20 protein-coding genes are annotated in these 23029 nt (G+C 67.8%); 10 read left to right on the top strand and 10 right to left on the bottom strand.

The features are described from left to right. The first annotated feature begins 7 nt into the window (after positions 1 to 7). Positions 8 to 1573, top strand: coding sequence for an acyl-CoA synthetase (locus V9K99_RS21620; protein ID WP_337007009.1), 1566 nt, complete (start codon positions 8 to 10; stop codon positions 1571 to 1573). Here V9K99_RS21620 and V9K99_RS21615 read toward each other — a convergent pair. Then, entirely contained in the window at positions 1559 to 2236 is a 678-nt protein-coding gene (locus V9K99_RS21615) for a GOLPH3/VPS74 family protein (RefSeq protein ID WP_337007011.1), read from the bottom strand. The two genes, V9K99_RS21620 and V9K99_RS21615, sit on opposite strands and share 15 nt — an antisense overlap. 154 nt (positions 2237 to 2390) lie before the next feature. On the opposite strand from V9K99_RS21615, the gene V9K99_RS21610 reads away from it, so the two are divergent. Both V9K99_RS21610 and V9K99_RS21605 read left to right on the top strand, forming a co-directional pair. Then, on the top strand, positions 2391 to 2963 hold the full coding sequence (locus tag V9K99_RS21610) for a GNAT family N-acetyltransferase (RefSeq protein WP_337007013.1): 573 nt from the start codon (positions 2391 to 2393) through the stop codon (positions 2961 to 2963). 17 nt (positions 2964 to 2980) lie between these two features. Beyond that, complete coding sequence (locus tag V9K99_RS21605) at positions 2981 to 4720, top strand: IucA/IucC family protein (RefSeq protein WP_337007015.1); 1740 nt, start codon at positions 2981 to 2983, stop codon at positions 4718 to 4720. Here the strand turns inward: V9K99_RS21605 and V9K99_RS21600 are convergent. Then, entirely contained in the window at positions 4701 to 5282 is a 582-nt protein-coding gene (locus tag V9K99_RS21600) for a TetR/AcrR family transcriptional regulator (protein ID WP_337007017.1), read from the bottom strand. The two genes, V9K99_RS21605 and V9K99_RS21600, sit on opposite strands and share 20 nt — an antisense overlap. A gap of 60 nt (positions 5283 to 5342) precedes the next feature. Between V9K99_RS21600 and V9K99_RS21595 the strand changes: the two genes are divergently transcribed. The 4 genes from V9K99_RS21595 (at position 5343) to V9K99_RS21580 (ending at position 7826) form a co-directional block, all read left to right on the top strand. After that, the gene (locus V9K99_RS21595; protein ID WP_337007019.1) at positions 5343 to 6020 is read left to right on the top strand and encodes a DsbA family protein; all 678 of its coding nucleotides are present in this window, start codon (positions 5343 to 5345) and stop codon (positions 6018 to 6020) included. Beyond that, the gene (locus V9K99_RS21590) at positions 6017 to 6550 is read left to right on the top strand and encodes a Uma2 family endonuclease (protein ID WP_337007021.1); all 534 of its coding nucleotides are present in this window, start codon (positions 6017 to 6019) and stop codon (positions 6548 to 6550) included. Before V9K99_RS21595 ends, V9K99_RS21590 begins: the two co-directional genes overlap by 4 nt. Positions 6551 to 6659: 109 nt before the next feature. After that, the gene (locus V9K99_RS21585; RefSeq protein WP_337007023.1) at positions 6660 to 7223 is read left to right on the top strand and encodes a Uma2 family endonuclease; all 564 of its coding nucleotides are present in this window, start codon (positions 6660 to 6662) and stop codon (positions 7221 to 7223) included. 69 nt (positions 7224 to 7292) lie between these two features. Further along, positions 7293 to 7826: a Uma2 family endonuclease gene (locus tag V9K99_RS21580; protein ID WP_337007025.1), complete on the top strand. Its 534-nt coding sequence runs from the start codon at positions 7293 to 7295 to the stop codon at positions 7824 to 7826. Here V9K99_RS21580 and V9K99_RS21575 read toward each other — a convergent pair. From V9K99_RS21575 to V9K99_RS21560, 4 genes are all read right to left on the bottom strand, one after another. Then, on the bottom strand, positions 7816 to 11046 hold the full coding sequence (locus tag V9K99_RS21575; RefSeq protein WP_337007027.1) for an ATP-dependent DNA helicase: 3231 nt from the start codon (positions 11044 to 11046) through the stop codon (positions 7816 to 7818). The genes V9K99_RS21580 and V9K99_RS21575 overlap by 11 nt on opposite strands. After that, positions 11046 to 14261 (bottom strand): ATP-dependent helicase, encoded by a 3216-nt coding sequence (locus V9K99_RS21570; RefSeq protein WP_337336404.1) that lies wholly within the window; start codon positions 14259 to 14261, stop codon positions 11046 to 11048. Before V9K99_RS21570 ends, V9K99_RS21575 begins: the two co-directional genes overlap by 1 nt. 185 nt (positions 14262 to 14446) lie before the next feature. Next, on the bottom strand, positions 14447 to 14743 hold the full coding sequence (locus V9K99_RS21565; protein ID WP_337007031.1) for an MGMT family protein: 297 nt from the start codon (positions 14741 to 14743) through the stop codon (positions 14447 to 14449). Positions 14744 to 14774: 31 nt separating this feature from the next. Then, the gene (locus V9K99_RS21560) at positions 14775 to 15614 is read right to left on the bottom strand and encodes a TIGR03560 family F420-dependent LLM class oxidoreductase (RefSeq protein ID WP_337007033.1); all 840 of its coding nucleotides are present in this window, start codon (positions 15612 to 15614) and stop codon (positions 14775 to 14777) included. Between the two features lie 163 nt (positions 15615 to 15777). On the opposite strand from V9K99_RS21560, the gene V9K99_RS21555 reads away from it, so the two are divergent. Next, positions 15778 to 16797 carry a hypothetical protein gene (locus tag V9K99_RS21555; RefSeq protein ID WP_337007035.1) on the top strand — a complete coding sequence of 340 codons (1020 nt, stop codon included), beginning with the start codon at positions 15778 to 15780 and terminating at the stop codon, positions 16795 to 16797. Here the strand turns inward: V9K99_RS21555 and V9K99_RS21550 are convergent. Together V9K99_RS21550 and V9K99_RS21545 are read right to left on the bottom strand one after the other, a co-directional pair. Next, a complete protein-coding gene (locus tag V9K99_RS21550) occupies positions 16794 to 17138 on the bottom strand; it encodes a hypothetical protein (protein ID WP_337007037.1) in 345 nt (114 codons plus the stop codon). The genes V9K99_RS21555 and V9K99_RS21550 overlap by 4 nt on opposite strands. A 9-nt stretch (positions 17139 to 17147) precedes the next feature. Next, positions 17148 to 17414 carry a DUF2277 domain-containing protein gene (locus tag V9K99_RS21545; RefSeq protein ID WP_132208069.1) on the bottom strand — a complete coding sequence of 89 codons (267 nt, stop codon included), beginning with the start codon at positions 17412 to 17414 and terminating at the stop codon, positions 17148 to 17150. Between the two features lie 87 nt (positions 17415 to 17501). Here V9K99_RS21545 and V9K99_RS21540 point away from each other — a divergent pair, with 87 nt between their 5' ends. Beyond that, entirely contained in the window at positions 17502 to 18131 is a 630-nt protein-coding gene (locus V9K99_RS21540) for a TetR/AcrR family transcriptional regulator (protein ID WP_337007041.1), read from the top strand. 2 nt (positions 18132 to 18133) lie between these two features. Further along, complete coding sequence (locus V9K99_RS21535) at positions 18134 to 18913, top strand: maleylpyruvate isomerase family mycothiol-dependent enzyme (RefSeq protein ID WP_337007043.1); 780 nt, start codon at positions 18134 to 18136, stop codon at positions 18911 to 18913. A 37-nt stretch (positions 18914 to 18950) separates the two neighbouring features. Here the strand turns inward: V9K99_RS21535 and moeZ are convergent, their stop codons facing one another. Both moeZ and V9K99_RS21525 read right to left on the bottom strand, forming a co-directional pair. Beyond that, a complete protein-coding gene (gene moeZ, locus V9K99_RS21530) occupies positions 18951 to 20141 on the bottom strand; it encodes an adenylyltransferase/sulfurtransferase MoeZ (RefSeq protein WP_337007046.1) in 1191 nt (396 codons plus the stop codon). Positions 20142 to 20374: 233 nt separating this feature from the next. Then, positions 20375 to 23005, bottom strand: coding sequence for a Calx-beta domain-containing protein (locus tag V9K99_RS21525; RefSeq protein ID WP_337007048.1), 2631 nt, complete (start codon positions 23003 to 23005; stop codon positions 20375 to 20377). Positions 23006 to 23029 lie beyond the last annotated feature (24 nt).

The raw sequence follows: 23029 nt of genomic DNA, 5'->3' as shown, positions 1-23029 counted from the left end.
AGTTGTCGTGCGACTGGTCGACTACCTCGACAAGGGCGCCTCGCTCGGTCCGGACGCACCGTGCCTGACCACCGACGGCGAGACCCTGTCGTACGCCGATGTGCAGGAGCTGTCCTACCGGATCGCGGCCGGTCTCGCGGCGATCGGTGTACGACCGGGTGGCAAGGTAGCGATCCTGTCGGCAAACGACCCGATCGCGTTCAGTTGCGTGTTCGGGATCAGCCGGGCCGGTGCGGTCTGGTGCCCGATCAACCCGCGCAACGAGGCGGCGGAGAACCGTGAGCTGCTCGACCAGTTCGACTGTGAAGTCCTGATCTACCAGGTGGCGTTCGCGCCGCTGGTGGATCGGATCCGGGAGGCCTTGCCGAAGGTGCACACCTTCGTCTGCCTGGACTCCGATCCCGGCTCCGGCCAAACCCCCCACTCCGACGGCCGGAGCGTCGGCTGGGACGCCTTCTGCGGGGGCGCGTCCCGGCCGGCACCCGATCTCACCGGTCCCGACGATCTGGCGTTGATCGTCGGTACCGGTGGGACCACGGGGCGCCCGAAGGGGGTGATGCTCAGCAACGGCAACCTGGAGACGATGACGGCGCTGACGCTGATGGGCTACCCGTTCGGCGACCGGCCCGTCTACCTCGCCCTGGCGCCGCTGACCCACGCGGCCGGCGTGCTGTGCTTCCCCGTCCTGGCCTCCGGCGGCGAGATCGTCATCATGCGAGCCCCGGACGTGCACGCGTTCCTGGAGCTGATCCCGCGACACCACGTCACGCACACGTTCCTCCCGCCGACACTGATCTACATGGTGCTCGCGGCCGAGGAGCTCGACCGCACCGACCTCTCGTCCCTGCGCTGCTTCTGGTACGGCGCCGCGCCGATGTCGGTCGCCCGACTCGAGGAAGCCCTGCGGCGGATCGGCCCGGTGATGGCCCAGCTGTTCGGTCAGACCGAGGCGCCGATGATGATCTCGATCCTGCCACCGGCCGACCACTTCGATGCCTCCGGCAACATTGCGCGGGAGCGGTTGTCATCGGCCGGGCGTCCGTCGCCGCTGGTCACCACCGCGATCATGGCACCGGATGGATCGCTGCTCCCCCGCGGTGAACGTGGCGAGATCGTCGTCCGCGGCTCACTGGTGATGCTGGGGTACTACCGCAATCCCGAAGCCACCGCGGACGTCTCGCGGTACGGCTGGCACCACACCGGCGACATCGGCTATCTGGACGAGGACAACTACCTCTACATCGTCGACCGGGCCAAGGACATGATCATCACCGGCGGCTTCAACGTGTACTCCACCGAGGTGGAGCAGGCGCTGCTGGCCCATACCGCTGTCCAGGACTGCGCGGTCATCGGCCGGCCGGACGACAAGTGGGGCGAGCGAGTGGTTGCCGTCGTCCAGCCACACGCCGGTGTCGAGCTTGATCCTTCTGAGCTCATCGCCTTCGTCAAGGCGCGGATCGGCAGCGTCAAGGCACCCAAGGAGGTGCTGGTGTGGCCAGACCTACCGCGCTCCAAGGTCGGCAAGGTGCTCAAGTCCGACATCAAGGCACGTCTGTTGTCAGCCGCTGGTTGAGGCAGCAGTCGCCGACACAACGATCGCGGTGGTGACCGCAGCCTGCATCTCGGTGACAGCCTTCTTCACCGCGTCCGCCGCCCAGTCCGACTCGGCAATCTCCTTGGCCCGCTGCTTGAGCGCCTTCTTGTCCACCGCATCGGTGACGACCTTCGGTACGACGTTCAGCGCGCTCAGCAACGCGATCAGGGCACCCGTGCGTTCATCCGGCGTCGCACCGACCTTGAGCACACTGTCGAGCTTGGCCCGCATCTCCGCCTCGTGCCGCGCATCGTTGGCCGGCCAACGCGTCACCGGGAACAGACCGAGCACCTTCCCCTCGTCTGCCTTCAGCACCCCGCGCTCGGCGAGCCTGGCGAGCAGTTGGTCGCGCAGCTTCTTCGAGAGCCGGCCGATCTGGTCCTTGGGCCGCTTCCCGGGCTTGCCAGCCACGTAGGCCAGCCGCTCATCCAGGATCGCGTCACCCGTCGGGCTGGCATCCAGCACCTTCAGGCGACCGCGCTTGACCTGCTCCCCCTCGCCGGCGACGTCCAGCTTGCCGAGCACGGTCAGCTCGATCAGCACCGCTCCGGCCAGCGCGTAGTCCAGGCCGGGCGCTCCGGTGATCGGCTTCCCGCTCTCGTCGTCATACAGGAGCAACAGGAGGTCTTCGGCGATCAACATGCGTCCAACGTAGGCAAGCCCGGGTTTGCCGCACATCAGCCGCGCGGACTACCTGCCCCGTCCGCCGGGATGCGGACCCCTGTCGTTGCCGTGATGACTATCTAGTAAGGTAAGGCTTAGCTAACAGGTTCGCCCACCTCGAAAGCAGACCGCCATGACCAGAGCACTGCCCGAGCCGCTGTACCGGCGCTTCTTCGCCGGCATCGGCACCCTCAGCCTCCGGCCGTTCGACCTGACCGAGGACGTGACCGCCCTGCACAGCTGGGTCACCCAGCCCTACGCGCAGTACTGGGGCCTGCTGAACGCGTCCGTCGAGGACGTGCGCGCGGAGTACCTCCGGATCGAGAACACCGGCCACCACTGCGCCTTCCTCGGCGAGCACGACGGCCGGCCCGCGTTCCTGATGGAGCGCTACGAACCGGCGTACGACGCGGTCGGCAAGCTGTACGACGTGGCGCCGGGCGACATCGGCATGCACGTCCTGGTCGCACCGCCGGAGGTCCGGATCGCGGGGTTCACCGGCGCGATCTTCGAGACGATTCTGGACAGCCTGTTCAGCGACCCGCTGGTCGACCGGATCGTGGTCGAGCCGGACGTCCGCAACACCAAGATCCAGGCACTGAACGAGCGGATGGGGTTCCGCAAGCACAGCGTCGTGGACCTCCCGGACAAGCAGGCCTGGCTGAGCTTCTGCACCCGCGACCAGTACGCCGAGGCGACTCGATGAATGAGGCAGGCTGACCGATGACGACTGAACACCTCAATCCGGACACCTGGGCCGTCGCCAACCGCGCACTGGTCCGCAAGGCACTGTCCGAGTTCATCCACGAACGCATCCTCGAGCCGGTTGCGGTCGGCAACGGTTACCAGGTCGGGAACTACACCTTCGAGGCTCAGCGGTATCCGTTGAACCACTGGGAGGTCGATGCCGACAGCATCCAGCGCGACGATGATCGGCCTGTCGACGCCCTCGATTTCATCACCGAGTTCCATCAGCAGCTCGGCATCGGTGCCGCGATGCTGCCGGTGTACCTCGAGGAGATCAGCAGCACGCTCGCGAGTTCGGCGTACAAACTCTCGAAGCCCGATCTGACCGCGGCCGACCTCGTCACCGCCGACTTCCAGACGATCGAGGCGGCGATGACCGAGGGGCACCCGTGCTTCGTCGCGAACAACGGGCGGCTCGGGTTCGGCGTGAGCGACTACCGCGCGTTCGCACCGGAGACCGGTCAACCGGTCCGGCTGACCTGGATCGCCGTGCACAAGGACCGGGCGACGGTCTCGCACAGTATGACGATCACGTACGACGAACTCCTGCAGGCCGAACTCGGGTACGACGTACTGCGCAGGTTCGCACAGCGAATCGTTGCCGTGGGCGCCGACCCGGCCGACTACGTCTACCTGCCCGTGCATCCGTGGCAGTGGGAGAACAAGACGTCGATCACGTTCGCGGCCGACATCGCGCAGCGGTACATCATCCACGTCGGGACGAGTGACGACGACTACCAGCCGCAGCAGTCGATCCGGACGTTCTTCAACCGGTCGCAGCCGTCGCGCCACTACGTGAAGACGGCGTTGTCCGTGCTGAACATGGGCTTCATGCGTGGGCTTTCCCCGACGTACATGGCCGCGACGCCGGCGATCAACGACTGGGTCTACGGGTTGGTCGAGAACGACCTTGTTTTGAAGAGATACGGGTTCTCCGTCCTGCGTGAGATCGCGGCGGCCGGCTATCACAACCGGTACTACGAGGCCGCGACGGACAAGACGTCGCCGTACCGGAAGATGCTGTCGGCGCTGTGGCGGGAGAGCCCGGTGCCGACGCTGGAGCCGGGTGAGCGGCTGGCCACGATGGCGAGTCTGCTGCACGTCGACCGGCATGGTTCATCCTTGGCCGCGGCGCTGATCCGCGCGTCGGGGCTGGCGCCGGCGGACTGGCTGCGGGCGTACATCGACGCCTACCTGATCCCGTTGCTGCACAGCTTCTACGCCTACGAACTGGTGTACATGCCGCACGGCGAGAACGTGATCCTGGTACTGCGGGACGCCATCCCGATCCGGGTGATCATGAAGGACATCGCCGAGGAGATCGCGGTCGTGAGCCCGGCGACGCCGCTGCCGGCCGAGGCCGAGCGGGTCCGGGCCGAGGTGCCGGACGACGAGAAGCTGCTGAGCATCTTCACCGACGTCTTCGACTGCATCTTCCGGTTCCTCTCGCCGATGCTGGACCGGGAAGGGCTACTGACCCCTTCGGAGTTCTGGTCGGTGGTTGCCGACGCGGTGCGGGACTATCAGGCGGCGACGCCGGACCTGGCCGATGCGTTCGCGAAGTACGACATGTTCGCGCCTTCGTTCGCGCTGTCGTGCTTGAACCGGTTGCAGCTGAAGAACAACCAGCAGATGGTGGATCTGACGGATGTCGCCGGGTCGCTGCAGTTCGTGGGATCGCTGGACAACCCGCTCGTTAAGGCAGCAGCTGGCTGACCAGGGTGTCGCCCAGCCAGGTCTCGTAGTCCTCGATCGGCCAACGCCGGTCGAGGACCAGGAGCCGGTAGATCTCGGCCGCCGTACACGCGAGGAAGATGTCGAGCGCCCGGGGTTTGAGCTGTTCGAACGACTCCAGGAAGACCGCGAGTTCCTGCTCGCGAGCTTTCCAGACCCGCTGCTTCTGCTCCTCCATCCGCGCGTCCGCGCGGGCCGCCTCCTGGTAGATCTCGATCACGTCGATGCCAGTCTCGAACTGGCGCGTCTGCCAGTGCGCGGCACTCCGGAGCCGCTCAGCCGGGTCCTCGATCTTCAGGGATTCCTGGGCCAGCCGGCGGGTGTCCGCCTCGGCGATCCAGATCCGGGAGATCTCGCGCAGGATGGCCGGCTTGTTCCCGAACGCCGAGTAGATCGTCTGCGCCGGAATCTCGGCCGCCGCGGAGATCGCGGTGATCGTGGTGGCGACGTACCCCTGCTCCGCGAACAGGCGGCGGGCCGCGCGGGCGACCTGCTCCTTGGTCGCGCGGGCCTGGCGCTCGCGGTGGGACTCCTTGACAGGCACGCGATGAATCTAGCACTCTGTTCATCATAGTCTTACTCTGATGAACAGATGGGGGATCTGATGAAATCGCTCGACCTGTACGCAGACCCGGCCTGCCCGTGGAGCTGGCTGGCCGTCCGCTGGCTCACGTCGGTGGCGCCGCACCGAGACGTGCGGCTGACCTTCCGCTCGTACAGCCTCTGGCTGCACGACGGTCCGGCTCAGGCTCCCGGCCTGCCCGACTTCCTCCGTGCCGTGGCCGTTGCCGCCAGCAAGGAATCCCTGCGGGTGCTGCGTGTCTTCGAGGCGCTCCGTGACGCCGGTCGCGCGGATGCGATCGAGCGGCTCTATCTCGAGTGGGGCTCACGGGTCTTCGTTCCCGGTCCACCTCAGGCGCCGACAACCGCCGTACTGGAAGAAGCTCTGGCCGCCGCTGGGTTGGAGAGTGCCTGGCTGGCCGCCGCCGACGATCCACAGTGGGATGCGGTGATCGAGGCCTCCAACGCCGCGTTGTCATCCTTGTCCGGCGGTACGACGCTCGTCCCCACGCTGTCCTCAGGACAACAGACCTTGTTCCGCGGCGCCGTCGTCTCCGCGCCGTTGTCGCTGGAGGACGGCCTGGAGATCTGGGACGCGCTGGAGATCCTGACCGCGGAGCCGGCGTTCGTCGGCCTCGCCCCCTCGCCCTTGCCGATGCCGAGCTTCGCTGTGGATAACTCCCGCGGCGATTCAGCGAAATCAGCCAAGCTGGTGGGGTGACCAGCGAACCGGTTGTCGATACTCCGCACCACGCGCCGCCCGTCCCGCGAGACGGGCGGCGCTACGAGGTCGTGGACGGACGACTGCTGGTCACCGGCGCCCAACCACCTGCCCACCACGCGGCCGTCGTAGCCCTCATGATCCTGCTCAAACAAGCCTGCCCACCCGACCTGCTGGTCGCCGTCAACTCCCTGGACTTCCGCCCCACCCGCACCCTCTCCCTATGCCCCGACCTCCTCGTCTGCCGCCGCGAAGACGCAGGACCCCAACTCCTCACTCGCCCACCCCTACTGGCCGTGGAAGTCCTCTCCCCCTCCACCCACACCACCGACGTAGTCCTCAAACGCACCCTCTACGAGACCCACGCCGTCCCCTCCTACTGGCTCCTAGACCCCACCCACCACGAACTGACAGTCCTAGACCTCACCCCCACCGGCTACACCTGCCAAGCAGTAGTCCAAGCAGAAGAAGCCTTCCAAACCACAACGCCCTTCCCCGTCACCCTCAACCCAGCACAACTCACGGGATGACGGGGGAGATCCCGGGGCAACCTGGGGCAGTCCGGGGCAGATCGCCGAAATGGCATCAAGCACCCGCTGGAGACCACCATGCTGGTCGTGTGACCACGAAGGAGGCACCATGGGATACGTGGAACCCACCAGGCCGAGGAAGCTCACACTGGCCCAATTCGACGCTCTTCCCGACGACGGAGAGCGGCACGAGCTGCTTGACGGATGGCTGCTGGTGACGCCATCCCCTCGGGAGATTCATCAGAGAGCCGCCTATCAGCTCGCCATGCGGCTCCCGCCGGCCTGTCCGGAGGATCTGGAGGTCTTCTTCGCGCCATTCGACTACAGGCCCAACGACCAGACCGTGTTGCAGCCCGACCTGATGGTCTTCCGGTGTGAGGACGTCGAGCCAGACGGCGTCCGGCGTCCCTTGCTCCTCGCCGTCGAGGTTCTGTCGCCCTCCAACCGGTCGACGGACTTGGTCACCAAGCGCTACGCGTACGAGAAGGCAGGCGTTGAGTCCTACTGGATCTTCGAACCGGAAGAAGGTGTGCTGACGGTGCTCGAGCTGGAGGACGGGCGCTACGTCGAGCGGACGTTCAAGGACGACGAGGTGTTCGAGGCCGAGCGCCCGTTCCCGCTGCGAATCGTTCCGGCCGAGCTGGGTCGCCGGGTCAACCGGTCCGCAACCTGATCAGGGGCAGACCGGGGCTGATGTCCAGCTGCCCTCCTGCATCGGCTCGAGCCAGTCCACCGTACGCGTATGCGACCGATCGAATCAGGTACGTTCACGACGGCGGACCTCGAGCTGACACCCGACGACGGCATGCGGTACGAGCTCGTCGACGGAGTGCTGCTGGTGACACCAACGTCGTCGGCGATTCACCAGCGAGCGCTCCAAGCACTTGCCTTGCACATGGCTCCGTCCTGTCCTGAGCATCTCGAGGTCTTTTTCGGGCCGCTGGAGTTCCGGCCCGGCAACCGGCTGGCGCTGCTGCCCGACCTGCTGGTGGTCCCGTGTATGGACGGCGGAACGCGATGGACTGAGGAATTGCTCCTCGCCGTTGAGATCCTCGCACCGGCGACCCGCACGGTCGACGAGGTACTCAAACGCAGGCTCTACGAGAGGGCCGGCGTCGCCTCCTCCTGGATGTTCGATCCACAGCAGGCGAAGCTGACGGTTCTCGAGCCGGAGGATGGCAGGTACACCGAGCGGGCCGTGGTCAGCGGGGATGAGGTGTTTGAGGCGGAGGTTCCGTTTCCGGTGGAGGTTGTTCCTGGGGAGGTCAGCCGTTGAGGAGTTTGGCTAGATCATGCTTCCCCGGGAGGTTGTCCGGGCGGATTATGTCGCCGGTGCGGACGTAGTAGAAGGCGGCGGTTACCTGGTCGAGGGGGATGCCTTGGAGTTCTGACCAGGCGACTCGGTAGATGGCTAGTTGGAGGGGGTCGGCGGATTCGGAGCGGTTGGTTTTCCAGTCGATGACTTCGTAGCCTCGGGAGCCGTCGGGGCGGACGACCTGGTAGACGGCGTCGATGCGGCCGCGGACGACGCGGCCGGCGATGGCCAACGCGAAGGGGGCTTCGATCTCGTACGGGGTGGTTTCGCCGTAGGGGCCGGTGCGGAAGGCGTCCATCAGTTCAGTGAGGTCGGTGTCGTCGACGATGTCCTCGTCCGCGGCGCCAGGCAGGTCGTCGGGGTCGAGCAGTAGTTGCTGGCCGAAGTAGCTCTCGACCCAGGCGTGGAAGCGGGTGCCGAAACGCGCTGCCCGGTTGGGTTTGCGCGGCATCGGCCGGGCCAGTTCGGACGCGAGACCGTCCGGGTCCTTCGCCAGTCGCATCACTTGAGTCGCCGACAACGCGGCTGGCAACTCCACGTCGTACGCCTTCCGGCTCCGGCTTTCCCTTGCCTCGGACAACAATCGCTCGAGCTCGGAGTCCCATCGCGCAACCGTCGCCTGCTCGTCCAGCAGCAGCGACTCCTCCGCCTCGAGCGACGGTCCCTCCAAGCGTGCCTGCTGGACCAGGGCCACCGCGTCCAGCCGTCGCTCCCACGACGAGACGTCGTACGGCGCCGGCCACGGGGCCTGGGTCTGCTCGGCGAGCTCCGGGTTCTCCGCGGACAGCTCCGGCTGCTCGGCCCACGCGATCACGCGTTCGCCGGCGTGCTTCTTCAGCAGTTCGAGGTACGACGAAGGTCCGCGCGGACGCTTCTGCGTCGGACCCCACCAGTGCCCGGTCGCGACCAGGATCTCCTTCGCACGAGTGAAGGCGACGTACCCGAGCCGGCGTTCCTCCAGCGCGTTCACGTCCTTGCACTCGTCCGCGAACGCCTTCAGCCCGGCGTTGGACAGGTCGTGGAAGTCGGGCAGGGTGTCGGCGTCACCGCGCAGCGGCCACGGCAGCACCTTCGCGTTCGTCGTCCACTTGTCCCGGCCGCGATCCGATGGGAACACCTTGTTCACCAGGGTCGGCACGAACACGATCGGCCACTCCAGGCCTTTCGACCGGTGCGTGGTCAGCAGCTTCACCGAGTCGGCTTCACTCGGTACGGCGAGATCGAGACCGGCGGCGTACTCCTCTTCAGCGGCCAGGTACGCGAGCAGGCCGTCGAGCGACCCGTCCGACTCGGTGGAGACAAAGTTGCCGACGGCATCCAAGAAGGCGGCCAGGTGATCGCGGCGACCGGAGTCGACGTGGTCCGGGGTCGCGGTCAGCTCGACGTCCAGGCCGATCGTGCTGATCACCCGCCGGACCAGATCGAGCAGCGGCTCCCCCGCGTGCGTGCGCAGTTCGCGGAGCTCTACCGACAGTTCCTTGAAGCGGACCATCGCCTCGGGCGAGTAACCCCACGCAGCTGGTCCTGGATCGTCGACCGCCTCCGCAAGTGAGATCACCTCGGTCGAATCCATCCCGGCGACCGCGGCGTCCAGCGCGGCGACCAGGTCATCGACAGCGGGACGGTCGCCGGCGTCGGCCAGCGCTCGGGCACGGTTCGCCAGCAAGGCGAGGTCGCGGTGGCCGATCCGGTAGCGGGGGCCGGTGAGGATCCGCAGCATCGCGGCGTTGGCGGTCAGGTCGTTCACGGCCTGCAGGGTGGCGACGACGTCGACGACCTCGGGCAGCGCGAGGAGTCCGCCGAGGCCGACCACCTCGACCGGGACCTTGCGCGCGATCAGGGCTTCGTGGACCGCGCTGAGGTCGACGTTCGTCCGCATCAGGATGCCGATGTCCTTCCACCGGCGGTTCGGGGTCCGGTGCGCGGCGACGATCGCGTCCGCGACCCACTCGATCTCCTGCGAGCGCGTCTCGAACAGTCCGACCGTGATCGCGCCCTCGGGAGCATCAGCAGGTGCTTCGAGCGGGATCACGCCCGGGTGCTGCTCGTACAGCTCGGCAGCGTGCTGGTTGGCCGCGGCCAGGATCCGGCTGCCGCAGCGGCGGTTGACGCTGAGCACATACCGCTGCGCCGGTGAGCCATCAGACTGGGGGAAATGCGACGGGAACTCGTCCAGGTTCGCGACCGACGCGCCACGCCAGCCGTAGATCGCCTGGCACGGATCCCCGACCGCGGTCACCGGATGCCCGCGACCATCAGGGCCCGCGAACAGGGCGGTCAGCATCCGCCGCTGCGACACGGACGTGTCCTGGTACTCGTCGAGCAGGACGACCTTGTACCGCGACCGCTCGACGACCGCGACCTCCGGGCACTCCTCCGCCAGCCGCGCGCCGAGCGCCATCTGGTCCGCGAAGTCGACGACTCCACGCTCGGCCTTGTATGCCTGATACTCCTCGACCAGTTGCAGGATCTCACCACGCTTCAACGCGGTCTCCGCGAGTTTGCGGACCTCGACCGTCTGCTTCCGAGCCGCCGCGACTTCCCGCCGTACCGCCTCGTCATGCTCACGTACGTCGTCCGCCCGCAGCAGGTGGTCCGCGAGCTCACCGTCCAGCGCGAGCAGGCTGTTGACCAGCGTCGGCACGTGATGTGACGCGTGCCGGATCGGCCCGGCGGATCGCCGTACGACGCGACCCGCGAGCTGGAACCGGGTCGCGTCAGCAAGAACGCGGACATCCGGTTCGAGGCCGAGGCGTAGTCCGTGCTCGGCGATCAACGTGCCGGCGAACGCGTGGTACGTCGAGACGACCGGCTCACCCGGCTCCTCCGGCTCCCAGTTCGGCACGTTGCTGCGCAGGTGCGCGGCGAGGATCGGATGCTGGTCCTTCGGCAGCGTCGACCCGAGTACGCCGGCCTTCGTCAGGTCGTCGCGGATCCGCACATCCAGTTCGTTGGCGGCCTTCTTGGTGAACGTCAGCCCGAGCACTTCCTCCGGCTTCACCTGCCCGGTGCAGATCAGCCACACCACCCGGGCCGCCATCGCGGTCGTCTTCCCCGACCCGGCGCCCGCCACGATCACCCCGGGCGCCAACGGAGCCGTGATCGCCGCCAACTGCTGATCGCTGAACGGAATCCCCAGCAGATCACACAACTCAGCTGTAGAGCTAAGGCGAGCGCGCATCAGACGATCTCCCGGCCTTCGGGCTGGATGGGGCAGAGCGGGCGAGCGTCGCAACGGGCGCAGCCATCGTTGCGTTTGGCAACGAACTCTTCGGAGCGGACCATCGCCTCAGCGTCCTCGACGGCTTCGTCGAGCCAGGTGCGGCCGTCATCGTCAGACTCCAATGGTCCCTGGTGCTGGACCTTCGGGAAGCCGCTGTCGTCGTGCCGGAGCTGGACGAGCTCGGCACCGCCGGCCACCGGTTCGTCACCGAGCTTCTGCAGCTGCCGGGACGCGATCGCGCGTTGATAGATCGCCAGCTGCACGTGCCGCTCGAGTGCTGGCTTGGTCGGCATCGTCCGCCCGGTCTTCAGGTCGACCACCCGGATCGTGCCCTCGGAGTCCTCTTCGACCCGGTCCATCCGGCCCTTCACCCGGACGGCGGGCTTGTCGGTGTCCGGCAGCAGTACGTCGAAGTCGACCTCGGATCCGACCAGCTTCCGATCCGGCCGGCCCTGATGCCACGCGACGAACCGCCGCAACGCCTGCTCGGCCTCGACCCGCTCCCGGTCCGAGATCCAGGTCGACTCGAACTCCAGTTGCGTCCACACCTTGTCGAGCCACCCGTTCAGCTCGTCCACGTCCGGCGGCAGCGTGCCCGTCGCGACCGCATCCGCGAGCGTGTGCAACACCATGCCGAATCCGATCGCCGACGTACTGGGCGTCTCTCCACCCGCGCGCCGCTGGAGGAACCAGCGCAGCGGACAGTCCACGATCGTCGTCAGCGCACTCCCCGACAACGGCACCGGCAGATCGGGATCGGCGATCGGGCGCTCCGACCTGGTGCGCTCACGCACACCCCACCAGCGCTCGGGATTCGCCGTCGGCACCAACGCCTGGTCACGATCGTCGACCGCGTCCGCCAACTGCGCCAACCGATCAGCCGCGGCCCGCTTCAACGCGGGCGACGACGCCGGGTCCGCCAGCACACAGCGCAGATCCGCGACCAGACCGTGCAACGACAACGGCCGCCGCGGCCGCCCCGCCACCAACTTCAAAGGAATGTCCAGCTCGGCCAGTAATCGCGACGGTTGATCCCCGTCCGCCTCCGGCGCTTGCACCGCCGTCACGATCAATCGCTCCCGCGCCCGCGTGATCGCGACGTAGAACAGCCGTCTCTCCTCCGCCAGCAGCGCCCCCGCCGACAACGGCTCCACCAGACCGTCAGGCCCGAGCCGGTCCGGCTCCAGCAGCGATCCGCGTCGCCGCAGATCCGGCCACTGTCCTTCCTGGACGCTCGCCACGACTACGAGCCGCCACTGCAGGCCCTTCGACCGGTGCGCCGTCATCAGCTGTACGCCGGCCTCGCGATACGACCCGTCGAAGCGGTGGTCCGAGGCGATGTCGAGCGATTCGAGCTCCGACAGGAACGCCGACACCCCCTTGAACCCGACCTGCTCCTCGGCCCGGCTGGCCGCGTCGAACAGCGCGCACAACGAGTCGAGATCCCGGTTCGCCGCCCGGGCCGGCTCGCCGCCGGAGTTCGCCTGGCCGCGGAGCCGCCGCAACCACGGCGAGTCCGACCACAGCGACCACATCACCTCGTCCGGCGCGGCCCCCGCGGTCACGATGTTCCTTGCCTTCAGCAACCGTTCGCCGAGGGCCGCGAACCGCGCCTCGGCCGGCGACGCCTGCTCGTCGAGCAGCAACGGGTTCAGCAACGCGTCCCGCAGCAGCTCGTCCGACGACCGAGGCAACCGCTGACCGCCGGCAGCCTCCCGGTCCCGTCGCCGCAACACCCGCGCGAGTCGTCGCAGCTGCCCCGCGTCCATCGCCCCCAGCGGCGACAACGCCAGCGCCCGTACGACGTCCACCGTCAGCGTCGACGGATCCGCGACGGCCCGCAAAGCAAGCAACATCGGACGTACGGCGGGCTCGCGGGACAACGGGAGTTCGTCGCCGGCCACATCGACCGGGATCCCGGCGGCGGCCAGTGCGCGGCGCAACGGCGGGATCGAACGACTGCCCGATCGCACCAGCACCGCCATCTCGTGCCAGCCGACACCGTCCTGCACATGGGCGCGCCGGAGCAGATCCGCGATGTGCTCGAGCTCGGCCCCACTGGTCGAATAGAGATTGGCCTCGACCTTGCCGGAGCCGTAGACACAGCCACTCGCATCCGGGTTGCGGAACCGTTCGAAGGTGTCCCGGTCCAGCGTCCCCGGCACACCGAGCCGGCTGACCACGTTGCGGGACACGCGTTGCAGCGTCGTACCGAAGCGCCGGGTCGTGCCGAGGGCGATCTGAGCCGCTTCGGCGCCGTCCGCCGTACGGAACTCGTCGGTGAAGCGCAGCAGACCGCGGACGTCGGCGCCGCGGAAGGTGTAGATGGACTGGTCCGGATCCCCGACCACGACCAGGTCGCCGCCGTCACCGGCGATCGCCTCGAGCAACTGGGTCTGACCGGGATCGGTGTCCTGGTACTCGTCGACGAAGACGGCCTTGAACTCGCTTCGCAGCTTGGCCTGGACCTGCGGCTGCTGGGCCAGGATCACCGCACGGTGGATGAGCTCGGAGTAGTCCAGCACCTGCTCGTGGTCGAGGATCTGCAGGTACTCCTCGAAGAAGTCCCCGACCGCGACCCACTCGGCCCGATCCGCGGACCGGCCGATCGCGGACAGGTCCTCAGGGTCGAGCCCCAACTGCCGGGCCTTGCCGATCACCGCCTGCACTTCGTCGGTGAAACCGCGCGTCTTCAAAGCCGGATGCAGACTGCTCGGCCAATGCACCGCGCCGACCTCGCGACTGCCGGACAGCGCTTCGCTCAATCGCAACGACTGCTCAGGTCCAGAAGGAAGACGCAGTGGTACGTCGAACGCGTCGGCCGGCGTGAAGCGTCGCAGCAGCGCGTAGCAGAAGGAGTGGAACGTCATCGACGGCATCACCCGCGTGGTCCGCCCGAGCCGGCCGGTGATGCGGTCGCGCAACTCGGTCGCCGCCTTGCGCCCGAACGTCAGCACCAGCACCTCGTCGGGACTCAACCCGCGATTGCGCACCCGGTCGACAACCGCCTCGACGAGAGTCGTCGTCTTCCCGGTCCCAGGCCCGGCCAGCACCAACAGAGGTCCGCCCGGATGATCCACCACCGCCTGCTGATCCGGGTCCAGAACAGGAACATCCGCACTGCGCCCCTCCGCCCGGACCAATCGATACCGGGACCCCTGTCTGCTGACCACCGCCACATCTCATCAGGCCCCACCGACAATCCCGATCGCACACACCGGCCGGCCCGAACCTCACCGAACTGCGGACAACTTCCCGGCCGTTTCGTGCATCAAGACATTCGACGGCCGGCCACCTCAACGGCCGGCGTGCATCGGCGGTGCGGGGGTCCGGGGCGGGGCCGCCGCATCGCTGATGTCTAGTCCTCGGGATTCCAGCGGACCTGGCGAAGGTTGACCCGGCCGTCCGTGACGCGTACGCCGTCCGAGCGGAGGTTGTGGAGCTGTTCGTCGCCCACCTCGTCGGCCGGCACGCCACTGGCCCGGATCACCCGCCACCAGGGCACACTGGCGCCGTACTCGCGCATGATCGCGCCGACCTGACGCGGGCCGCCCTGGCCGACGTACTCGGCGATGTCGCCGTACGTCGCGACGCTGCCCGGCGGGATCGACTCCACCGCACGCAACACCGCCTCGACGTACTCCTCCCTGTCCACGAACCCAAACCTAGCGGGGACCTGGGACAGTTCAGGCGAGTGGGGCGAGTGCCTTCGCGAGCGGTTCGACGACCGACGGCGGGGCGTCGAGCGGGAGGTTCATCACGACCAGGTCGACCCCCGCTTCGCCGTACGCCGCCGCTTGGGCGACCGCGGTGTCGAGGGGCTGGTCGGGATCGATCCGGACATTGACCGAGCAGGTGATCTCGTTGACGTCGCGGCCGACGTCCTCGCAGTGTTTGACCAGGATGTCCTTGAGCGGCTTCCAGTCCTCCGGACCCGGCACGATGACGTTCCAGTGCTGGGCCCAGCGAGCGACCGCGCGCAGCGTCCGCTTCGGGCCCTTGCCACCGATCGTGATCGGCGGATGCGGGGTCTGCACGGCCTTCGGCTCGCAGTACGCGTCGGTGAGCTTGACGTACTCGCCGTCGAAGTTCGCCACCTTCTCGGTGAGCAGCGCGATCATCGCCTGCACACCCTCGTCGAAGCGGTCGAAGCGTTCCTTCAACGGATACAGCTCGATGCCGTACGCGGCGGTCTCCATCTCGTTCCAGCCCGCGCCGACCCCGAGCTCGAGCCGGCCGTTGGAGATGATGTCGGTGGTCGCGGCCATGTTCGCGAGTACGGCGGGATGCCGGTAGATCATCCCGGTCACCTGGCACCCGACCCGGATCCGCTGCGTCGCCTGCGCCAGCGCGGCCAACGTGGTCCAGGCCTCGAGGTTCGGGCCGGCCATGTCACCGCTCAACGGGTAGAAGTGGTCCCAGTGCCACGCGGACTCGAAGATCTCGAAGTCGTCCGCGGCGATCCACACGTCCCGCATCTGCTGCCAGGTGGTGTGCTCCGGCCTCGTCTTGATCGCGAACCGCATCCCGGCCTCCTCATAGTGCCACGAGGCACTCAGTAACCGTTTCCCGACAGCGACCTTACCTCGCCTCGGAGCCGTGCCCGAAAGGGCAGGACGCGCCGGATTCGAAGGACGGCCACGCCGACGGCCCGGGAAACTTGAGGCAAGTCTGGGGTGAGGGGGCACGATGCCGGTCGAACTGCCGAAGGACCTGGTGGAGGATCCGTTCTGGGTCCGGGTGCCGCCACCGGTCCGGAGCATGATCGTGTTCACGCTGCTGTTCGCGTTCGCCTGGTTGCTCGGCATCGCGGGGTCGAAAGGCGGTGCGGAGAGTGACGCGTTCGTGCAGAGTGTGCCGTGGACGATCTGGCGGTTCATCGCAGGAGCGGCGCTCGCGGTGTTCGTCGTCCTCACGGTCCAGGCGGTCCGGATCCTGCAGCGTCCGAAGGAGTGGGGCATGTTCCCCACGGCCGGCCGTCGCAACCGCTACCTGCTGCTGGCGACCGTCGGCGCGGTCAGCGGCGCGATGCTCGGGCTGCTCCACCCCGCCGGTAGCCCCGACCTGCCAGTGCAGGGCCTCAAGTGGCGGACCGGCTGTGTCCTGGTCGCCGGGATGCTCGCCAGCATCCCGTGGCTGACCATCGTCTGGCTGGCCCATGCCGAGTGCCACGACCTGGAGAAGGAGATTCCCCGGGGGACGACCGGTCATGTGGAGAACGACTACATCGCCGCCATGCAGGACAAGCCAGGCGAATCGGAGCACCTCCGGTCCGCGATCGAACGGCTCGAGCAACTGTGGCAACTGCTGCTGTTCTGTGTGGGTGCCTTCGCCTTCGGTGTGGTGGCGGCCGTCGCGAGCGCGGGTGCGTTGCGCGGTGCGTTCGTCGCGGCCTATCCCCAGCGGGACCATGAGTTCCCGCCGGCGAACGTGTTGATGTACGGCCTGCTGTTCGCGCTCGGCCTGTCGATCATCGCCGTACCGATGGCGGTGGCCTGGCGGAATCGGGCGCATCAGTTGGTCAAACACGCCTGCCCGTTGCCGCCGGACGGAAAGCCGACTGCGGAGTGGGTGGAGGAGCGGCACCGGATCGAGCGGCTGCTGCACCTGGACAGCTCGATCGTGCGGAATCCGCTGACCGTGATCAGTGTGCTCGCGCCGTTGCTGATCAGTGCGCTGGCCGCGTTCCTGCCGCAGGTGGCCGGCTAGCCGCCGCAGACCGGGCCGCCCTCCTGGAAGGCGGTGACGAGGGCGAAGAGCTCGAAGATGACGGCGGCGATGGCGGTGGCGAACAGGATGAGGGTGATGGGCTGACGGCTGTGGCGAAACCAGCGGGTCAGTAGGAAGAGGGCGACCGCACCGACGGCCAGGCCGGCGAAGCCGAGCACGTACGCCGTTGTGGGCAGCGGAAGTGAACCGTCACAGCTGTCCTGCCGGCGGCGGATCAGCTCGGCCTGGGCGTTGGTGGTGATCGTGGACAACAGCAGGCCGACGACCACGAGCGCGAGCACCAACCCTTGTCGGCGCCGGCCGGCCAGCACCTCCCCCACGGGTCGGCCTCAGTCGAGCCCGAGCCGCGCGCGCACCTCGGGGCGGCGCAGCGGCGGCACGGTCTGCGGCGGGTTCCGGCGCTCCGGCATCTCCGCCAGCAGTTGCTCGGTGATCCGCGCGACCTCGGCCGCGGCCCGCTCGATCGGCTCGCGGGTGGTCGAGCTCAACGAGCCGACGCCGGTCACCTTGCGCACGTACTGCAACGCGGCCGCGTAGATCTCCTCAGAGGTCGCGGCCGGCTCGAGTCCCCGGAGAACAGTGATGTTTCTGCACATGTCCCGACACTACGTCCCGAGGCGGACAATCCAACCGAAACCTACGAGGTATTGACTTCCCTAATACCTTTAGGTTTTCCTCAGCGTATGAGTACTGCAGGGCTGGACCGTAGGACCCGTCGCCGCCAGGAGACCATCGAGGAGATCCTGGAGGTCGCCATCGGATTGATGGAGACCGAAGGCGTCGCGGCCCTCAGCCTGTCCGCGGTGGCCCGCCGGCTCGGCATGCAGCCGCCATCGCTCTACCAGTACTTCCCGTCCAAGATGGCGATCTTCGACGCGCTCTTCCAGCGCGGCGCCGAGCTCGTCCTCGCCGTCCAGCGGGAAGCCGTCGCCACGGCAGCCGAGGACGAGGATCCGCTCGAACTCGGCATCAACGCGTTCTGCCGGTGGTGCCTACAGCACCCGGTCTACTCACAACTGCTGTTCTGGCGGACGATCCCCGGCTTCGAGCCGAGCCCGGAGGCGTTCGAACCGGCCAAGGAAGCGATCGAGGAGCTCCGGCAGCTACTGCAAGAGGCGGTGGACGCGGGCCGGTTGCACCCGGACGCGGCTGGCGACGAAGCGATCGCGCTGTTCACGTCACTGACAGCCGGGGTGCTGTCGCAGCAGATCGCCAACCAACCGAACGCCTCGTTCGAGGAAGGACGGTTCAGCCGGCTGCTGCCCGTCGTACTCGAGATGTTTTATCAGCGATACGCACCAACCAGGGGGTAATCATGACCGCAGTACTCGCGGGGGAGATCGGCCGGGCGAGCCGGGAACGGTGCCGGGTCCACCGGGACGCGGAGCTCCAGGCGTGGCACGACATGCTGGCGTCGATCGAGGGGACCGAGTGGCAGCGCCGTACGGTCTGCGACGCGTGGGACGTCGCGGACATCGCCGGGCATCTGACCGGCCAGGCGGAGGACGTGATCAAGCCGTGGTCGTTCCCGCGCCGGTTCCGGAAGGGCAAGCGGGTCTACCCGGGGGTGCCGCGGTTCGACGCGCACATGATGGTGCAGGCCGACGAGCACCGCGGTACGCCGCCGGCCGAACTGCGGGCGACCTTCGACCGGACCTGGGCGAAGGCGACGCGGGCGATCTCGCGGAATCCGGAGCTGATCCGGCGGGCGACCATGAACGTCGAGGGTCTTCCGATGACCCTCGGGTACATCCGGGACATCCTGCTGGCCCGGGATCTGTGGATGCATCGCGACGACGTGTGCCAGGCGCTCGGGCGGTCGTTCGACGCGGGGCCGTACGCCGAGGAGATCATCGCCCAGGTGGTGTACGACGTGGACACGCTGCCTTTCTGGGGTGAGCGTCCGGCCGTCGTACTGGAGTTGACGGGGCAGGGCGGCGGGACCTACCGGCTGGGGAGGGACGAGCCGGTCGGCCGCGCCGCCGTGGACGCCGTCGGCTACATGCGGACCCTGTCAGGCCGCGACGACGAGCCGGACGTCTCCGGCGACCCGGTCGCGGTCGAGGCCGTCGCCAGCTGCCGGATGCCCTTCTGAACAAGGGGGCTGGATCGCTCCAGCCCTCTGCTCAGGTCTAGTACGCCGGCTGGCTCGGGTCGATCTGGTCGACCCAGGCGACGACACCGCCGCCGACGTGGACCGCGTCGCCGAAGCCCGCGCCCTTCGCGATCGCGAGCACCTCGGCGGAGCGGACACCGGACTTGCAGTGGAACACCAGCTGCTTGTCCTGCGGCAGCTTCTCCAACGCGACACCGGTCTGGAACTCGGCCTTCGGGATCAGCACCGAGCCCGGGATCCGGTTGATCTCGTACTCGTTCGGCTCGCGGACGTCGATCAGCACGAAGTCCTTCTCGCCGTTGTCCTTCAGCTTGATCCACTCGCTCAGCTGCTTCACCGAGATGGTCGAGCCGACGGCCGCGTCGGCCGCCTCCTCGGTCAGGGCGCCGCAGAAGCTCTCGTAGTCGATCAGCTCGGTGACGGTCGGGTTCTCACCGCAGATGGCGCAGTTCGGGTCCTTGCGGACCTTCAGGGTGCGCCAGTTCAGGTCGAGCGCCTCGTAGATGTTCAGCCGGCCCAGCGACGGATCGCCGATCCCCGTCAGCAGCTTGATCGCCTCGGTCACCTGGGCCGCACCGACGGACGCGCAGAGCACGCCGAGCACGCCGCCCTCGGCGCAGGACGGAACCATGCCGGGTGGCGGCGGCTCGGGGTAGAGGCAGCGGTAGCACGGTCCGTGCTCGGCCCAGAAGACGCTGACCTGGCCGTCGAAGCGGAAGATCGAGCCCCAGACGTACGGCTTGCCGAGCAGTACCGCGGCGTCGTTCACCAGGTACCGGGTGGCGAAGTTGTCGGTGCCGTCGACGATCAGGTCGTACTGCTCGAAGATCTCGAAGACGTTGTCGTTGTCCAGCCGGGTCTCGTGCAGGACGACGTTCGTGTACGGGTTCGCCTCGAGAATCGATTCCTTGGCCGACTGGGCCTTGGACTTCCCGACGTCGGACTGGCCGTGGATGATCTGGCGCTGCAGGTTCGACTCGTCGACGGTGTCGAACTCGACGATGCCGAGGGTGCCGACACCGGCCGCGGCCAGGTAGAGCAGCGCCGGGCTGCCCAGGCCGCCGGCGCCGATCACCAGCACCTTGGAGTTCTTCAGCCGCTTCTGCCCGGCCATCCCGACCTCGGGGATGATCAGGTGCCGCGAGTACCGGCGAACCTCGTCGATGGTGAGCTCGTCGGCCGGTTCGACCAGCGGTGGCAGTGACACGTGTCGGCTCCTCGTGAACGATGTCGGTCAGGCTCTCCGGTTTTCAACCATCCGTCCCTCCCCCATGTTCCCGCACATCCCCAACCACCCCCACCAGAGTCCGCATCCCGGGATCCTCGTCTCACCCCGGAAGCGGACCTCGAGGCCATCACAATCGGCTCGTTGTGAGCGGAGCCACGCTCAGCCGCCGCTCCCGAGCTCGAATGATGTGGCCTGGAGGTCCGCGCCCTCCTTCAGTCGTTGTCGGTGATGGTGCCCTTGACGGTGACCGGGAGCTTGATCTCGGCCCCGTCCACCGCCTGGACCGTGACGGTGAAGGTCTCGGTGGGCTCCTTCACCTTGTCGTCGACGATCTTGACGGCGAGATCACCCACGGCCTTCCCCGGCTCGACGTACCCGTCGACGGTCCGATCCGGCGGGTTCGTCCCGTCGTCGTACTCGCTCAGGTAGTCCTTCCGGATCACCGCCGTACCGTCCTTCAGGACCCCGGAGATGTTGACGATCTTGTCGCTCGCCGCCGACAGCTTCACCGGGAACCGCAGCGTGCCCGCCTTCTCACCGGCCTGAACGTTCCCAACCGTCAGCGTGGGCGTGGCGTCGTCGTCGATCACCAGGCCGTGCCCGAACGACTGGTTCAGCAACCCGTTCCGAGGCGCCGACAGCACGAGACTGAACGGCACGTCATAGCTGTCCCGAGTGTTCCCGGCCACAGCCACGCTGACCTTCTGCCGCGTCTGGCCCGGCTTGAACACGAGCTGCCGAGTGACATCCGCCACGGACGCCCCCAGGTCCCCGTTCGTCTCGACGTACACACTGACCGGACGGATGCTCGGCCGCGACAGCGTCACCCAGAAGTCCATCGACTTCGTCCCCTTGTCGCCCTCCTTCACCGTCACGCTCGACGCGGACAGCTGCGGCAGCAACCGGGCTGGAGCCGAGAGCCCGACCCCAGGCGACGAGAACGCGACATCACTCACGTACGCCGACCCACGCGCGACCCGATCGGTCCGCAACTCCACAGCACGCACATCACGCAGGTCCACGCCCTTCAACGACCCCACCGGGATCCGCACGGTCCGCAGCAGGTTCTTCGGCAGGCCACTGTCCCCACGCCCCGGCAACCGCACCAGCGCGTCACTGACAGCAGACACCGGTACGACGGCCGCACGGCCGCGCCCATCGACCACACGCACACTCAGGTCAGTCTTCGGCGTGCCAGCCGGATCAGGCGCCGCCCGGAACGACAGTGCGGCGTAGCGTCGAACGTCGCGCTGCCAAGCCGGCAGGCTGAGTCGCAGTACGCCGTCAGTGCCGGTCCAGCTCAACTTGGTCACCGCAGTGGTCGGTGTGCGAGCGGCGTACCAGGCAGCGCCCCAGTGTGGTGCGTTAGCCCAGTCGTCAGTCGTCATACACGTCGGTGTCGCAGCCGTCCGCCCGGACGCCTGGCTCACACCCGCGCACACCGCCGCTGACGCCTTTCCGGTGACCGCTCCGGCCGGCAGCGCCTTGTCGAGGGCATTCACATCTCGCCGCGACGCCAGCGGCGCCTGCGACACCACGCGTACGACGGCACGCCCCGCAGAGGATGCCCGTGCATCGGACCCGTCGAACTGCGGCAGGAACTTCGTCTCGTGGCCGAGCTGCAACCGGAAGAAGCCCGCGACGTACGCCGTACCAACGGCCTGCTGCTCCTTGGCACTCAGGCGGCCGGCGTACTTCGCACCGCAGGGCGACTCCTTCTCTTCACCGAACCAGTCGTCGCCCGACGGAGCCTCGGACTGTCCCGGGGTCCACTCGGTGTTGAAGAAGTTGTGGTTGGTGCCGAGCACAGTCACGGTCGACCGTGGTGCGGTGTCGCCGGTGACGGAGTAGCGAGTGTCGTCGTAGAACTTCTGACCCTGCAGGTCGGAGACGTCGCCGTCGCAGTACGGCAGCAGGACGCTCATCGCGACCCCCGGCACGGTGGCCCGGGCGAAGTCGGTCGGCGCGAGCGGCAGGACGGCGCGGATGCCGTACTGCCCACCCCGGTCGGCGTTCAGCACCGCAGCCCGGGCGACGCCCTCACCACCACGGGAATGGCCCATCAGACCGACGTTCTGCAGGTTCACCTTGCCGACGAACGTGCGGCCGAACGGTCCGCCGCCGATTGTCGACCACTTCTTCCAGAGCGCCAGGTGATCAAGTATCAACTCGGCCCGCGCCTGCGCACCCGAGTCATAGACGTCGCCGTCGTACGCGTTGACCGCGTTCGCGCTGATCGACACGACCTGGTAGCCGTTGCTGGCCAGCGCCTTCGCCGGGCCGTCGTACCCGCGGAAGCTCGGCACCGGCTTCGCGCCCGCAGAGCACGGCCACGGCTTGTCCGACGGGGTGTCGTCGTTGCCGTAGCAGTACTGGTGCCGGCCGTGCAGGAAGAGCACCAGCGGCCGCGGCCCGACCGCACCGCGTGGCGTGTAGACCTTCCCGCGCACCTCGGACCGTTGCCCGAGGCCCGGAAGGTAGACGGCCTCGTCACCGAGGTTGTACTCGGCTGTGTCGACCTGATACTTGCCCTGCGCACCAGGATCGTCCTTCAACAACGGCCCCTGTCGCGCCTTCAGCCAGTCGGCATCCGTCGGCCCGGCCGCCTGACTGCGGCTCCGGCCGGTGCTCTTGCCGACGTCACCCGACCAGATCAGCCGTACGTCGCGCGCCTTGAGCACGGCCGGATCGGTGGTGATCAGGGTCAGCGTCCGCTGGTCCGGCGACTGCCTGGCGACCCCGATCGGTACGCCGTCCACGGCCAGCAGCGGCAGCGACGCGCGCATCGGCGCCGGCGCTTCGAGGCGCAAGGTCAGCTGGTAGCCCGAGGCCACCGGTTTCACGTCCCAGTTGTTGCCTGTAGCAAC

The organism is Kribbella sp. CCNWLW201 (assembly GCF_037203805.1).
GTDB lineage: Bacteria > Actinomycetota > Actinomycetes > Propionibacteriales > Kribbellaceae > Kribbella.
The sequence above is the reverse complement of the archived record's forward strand: the minus strand, read 5'-3'. Positions and strand labels throughout refer to the sequence as shown.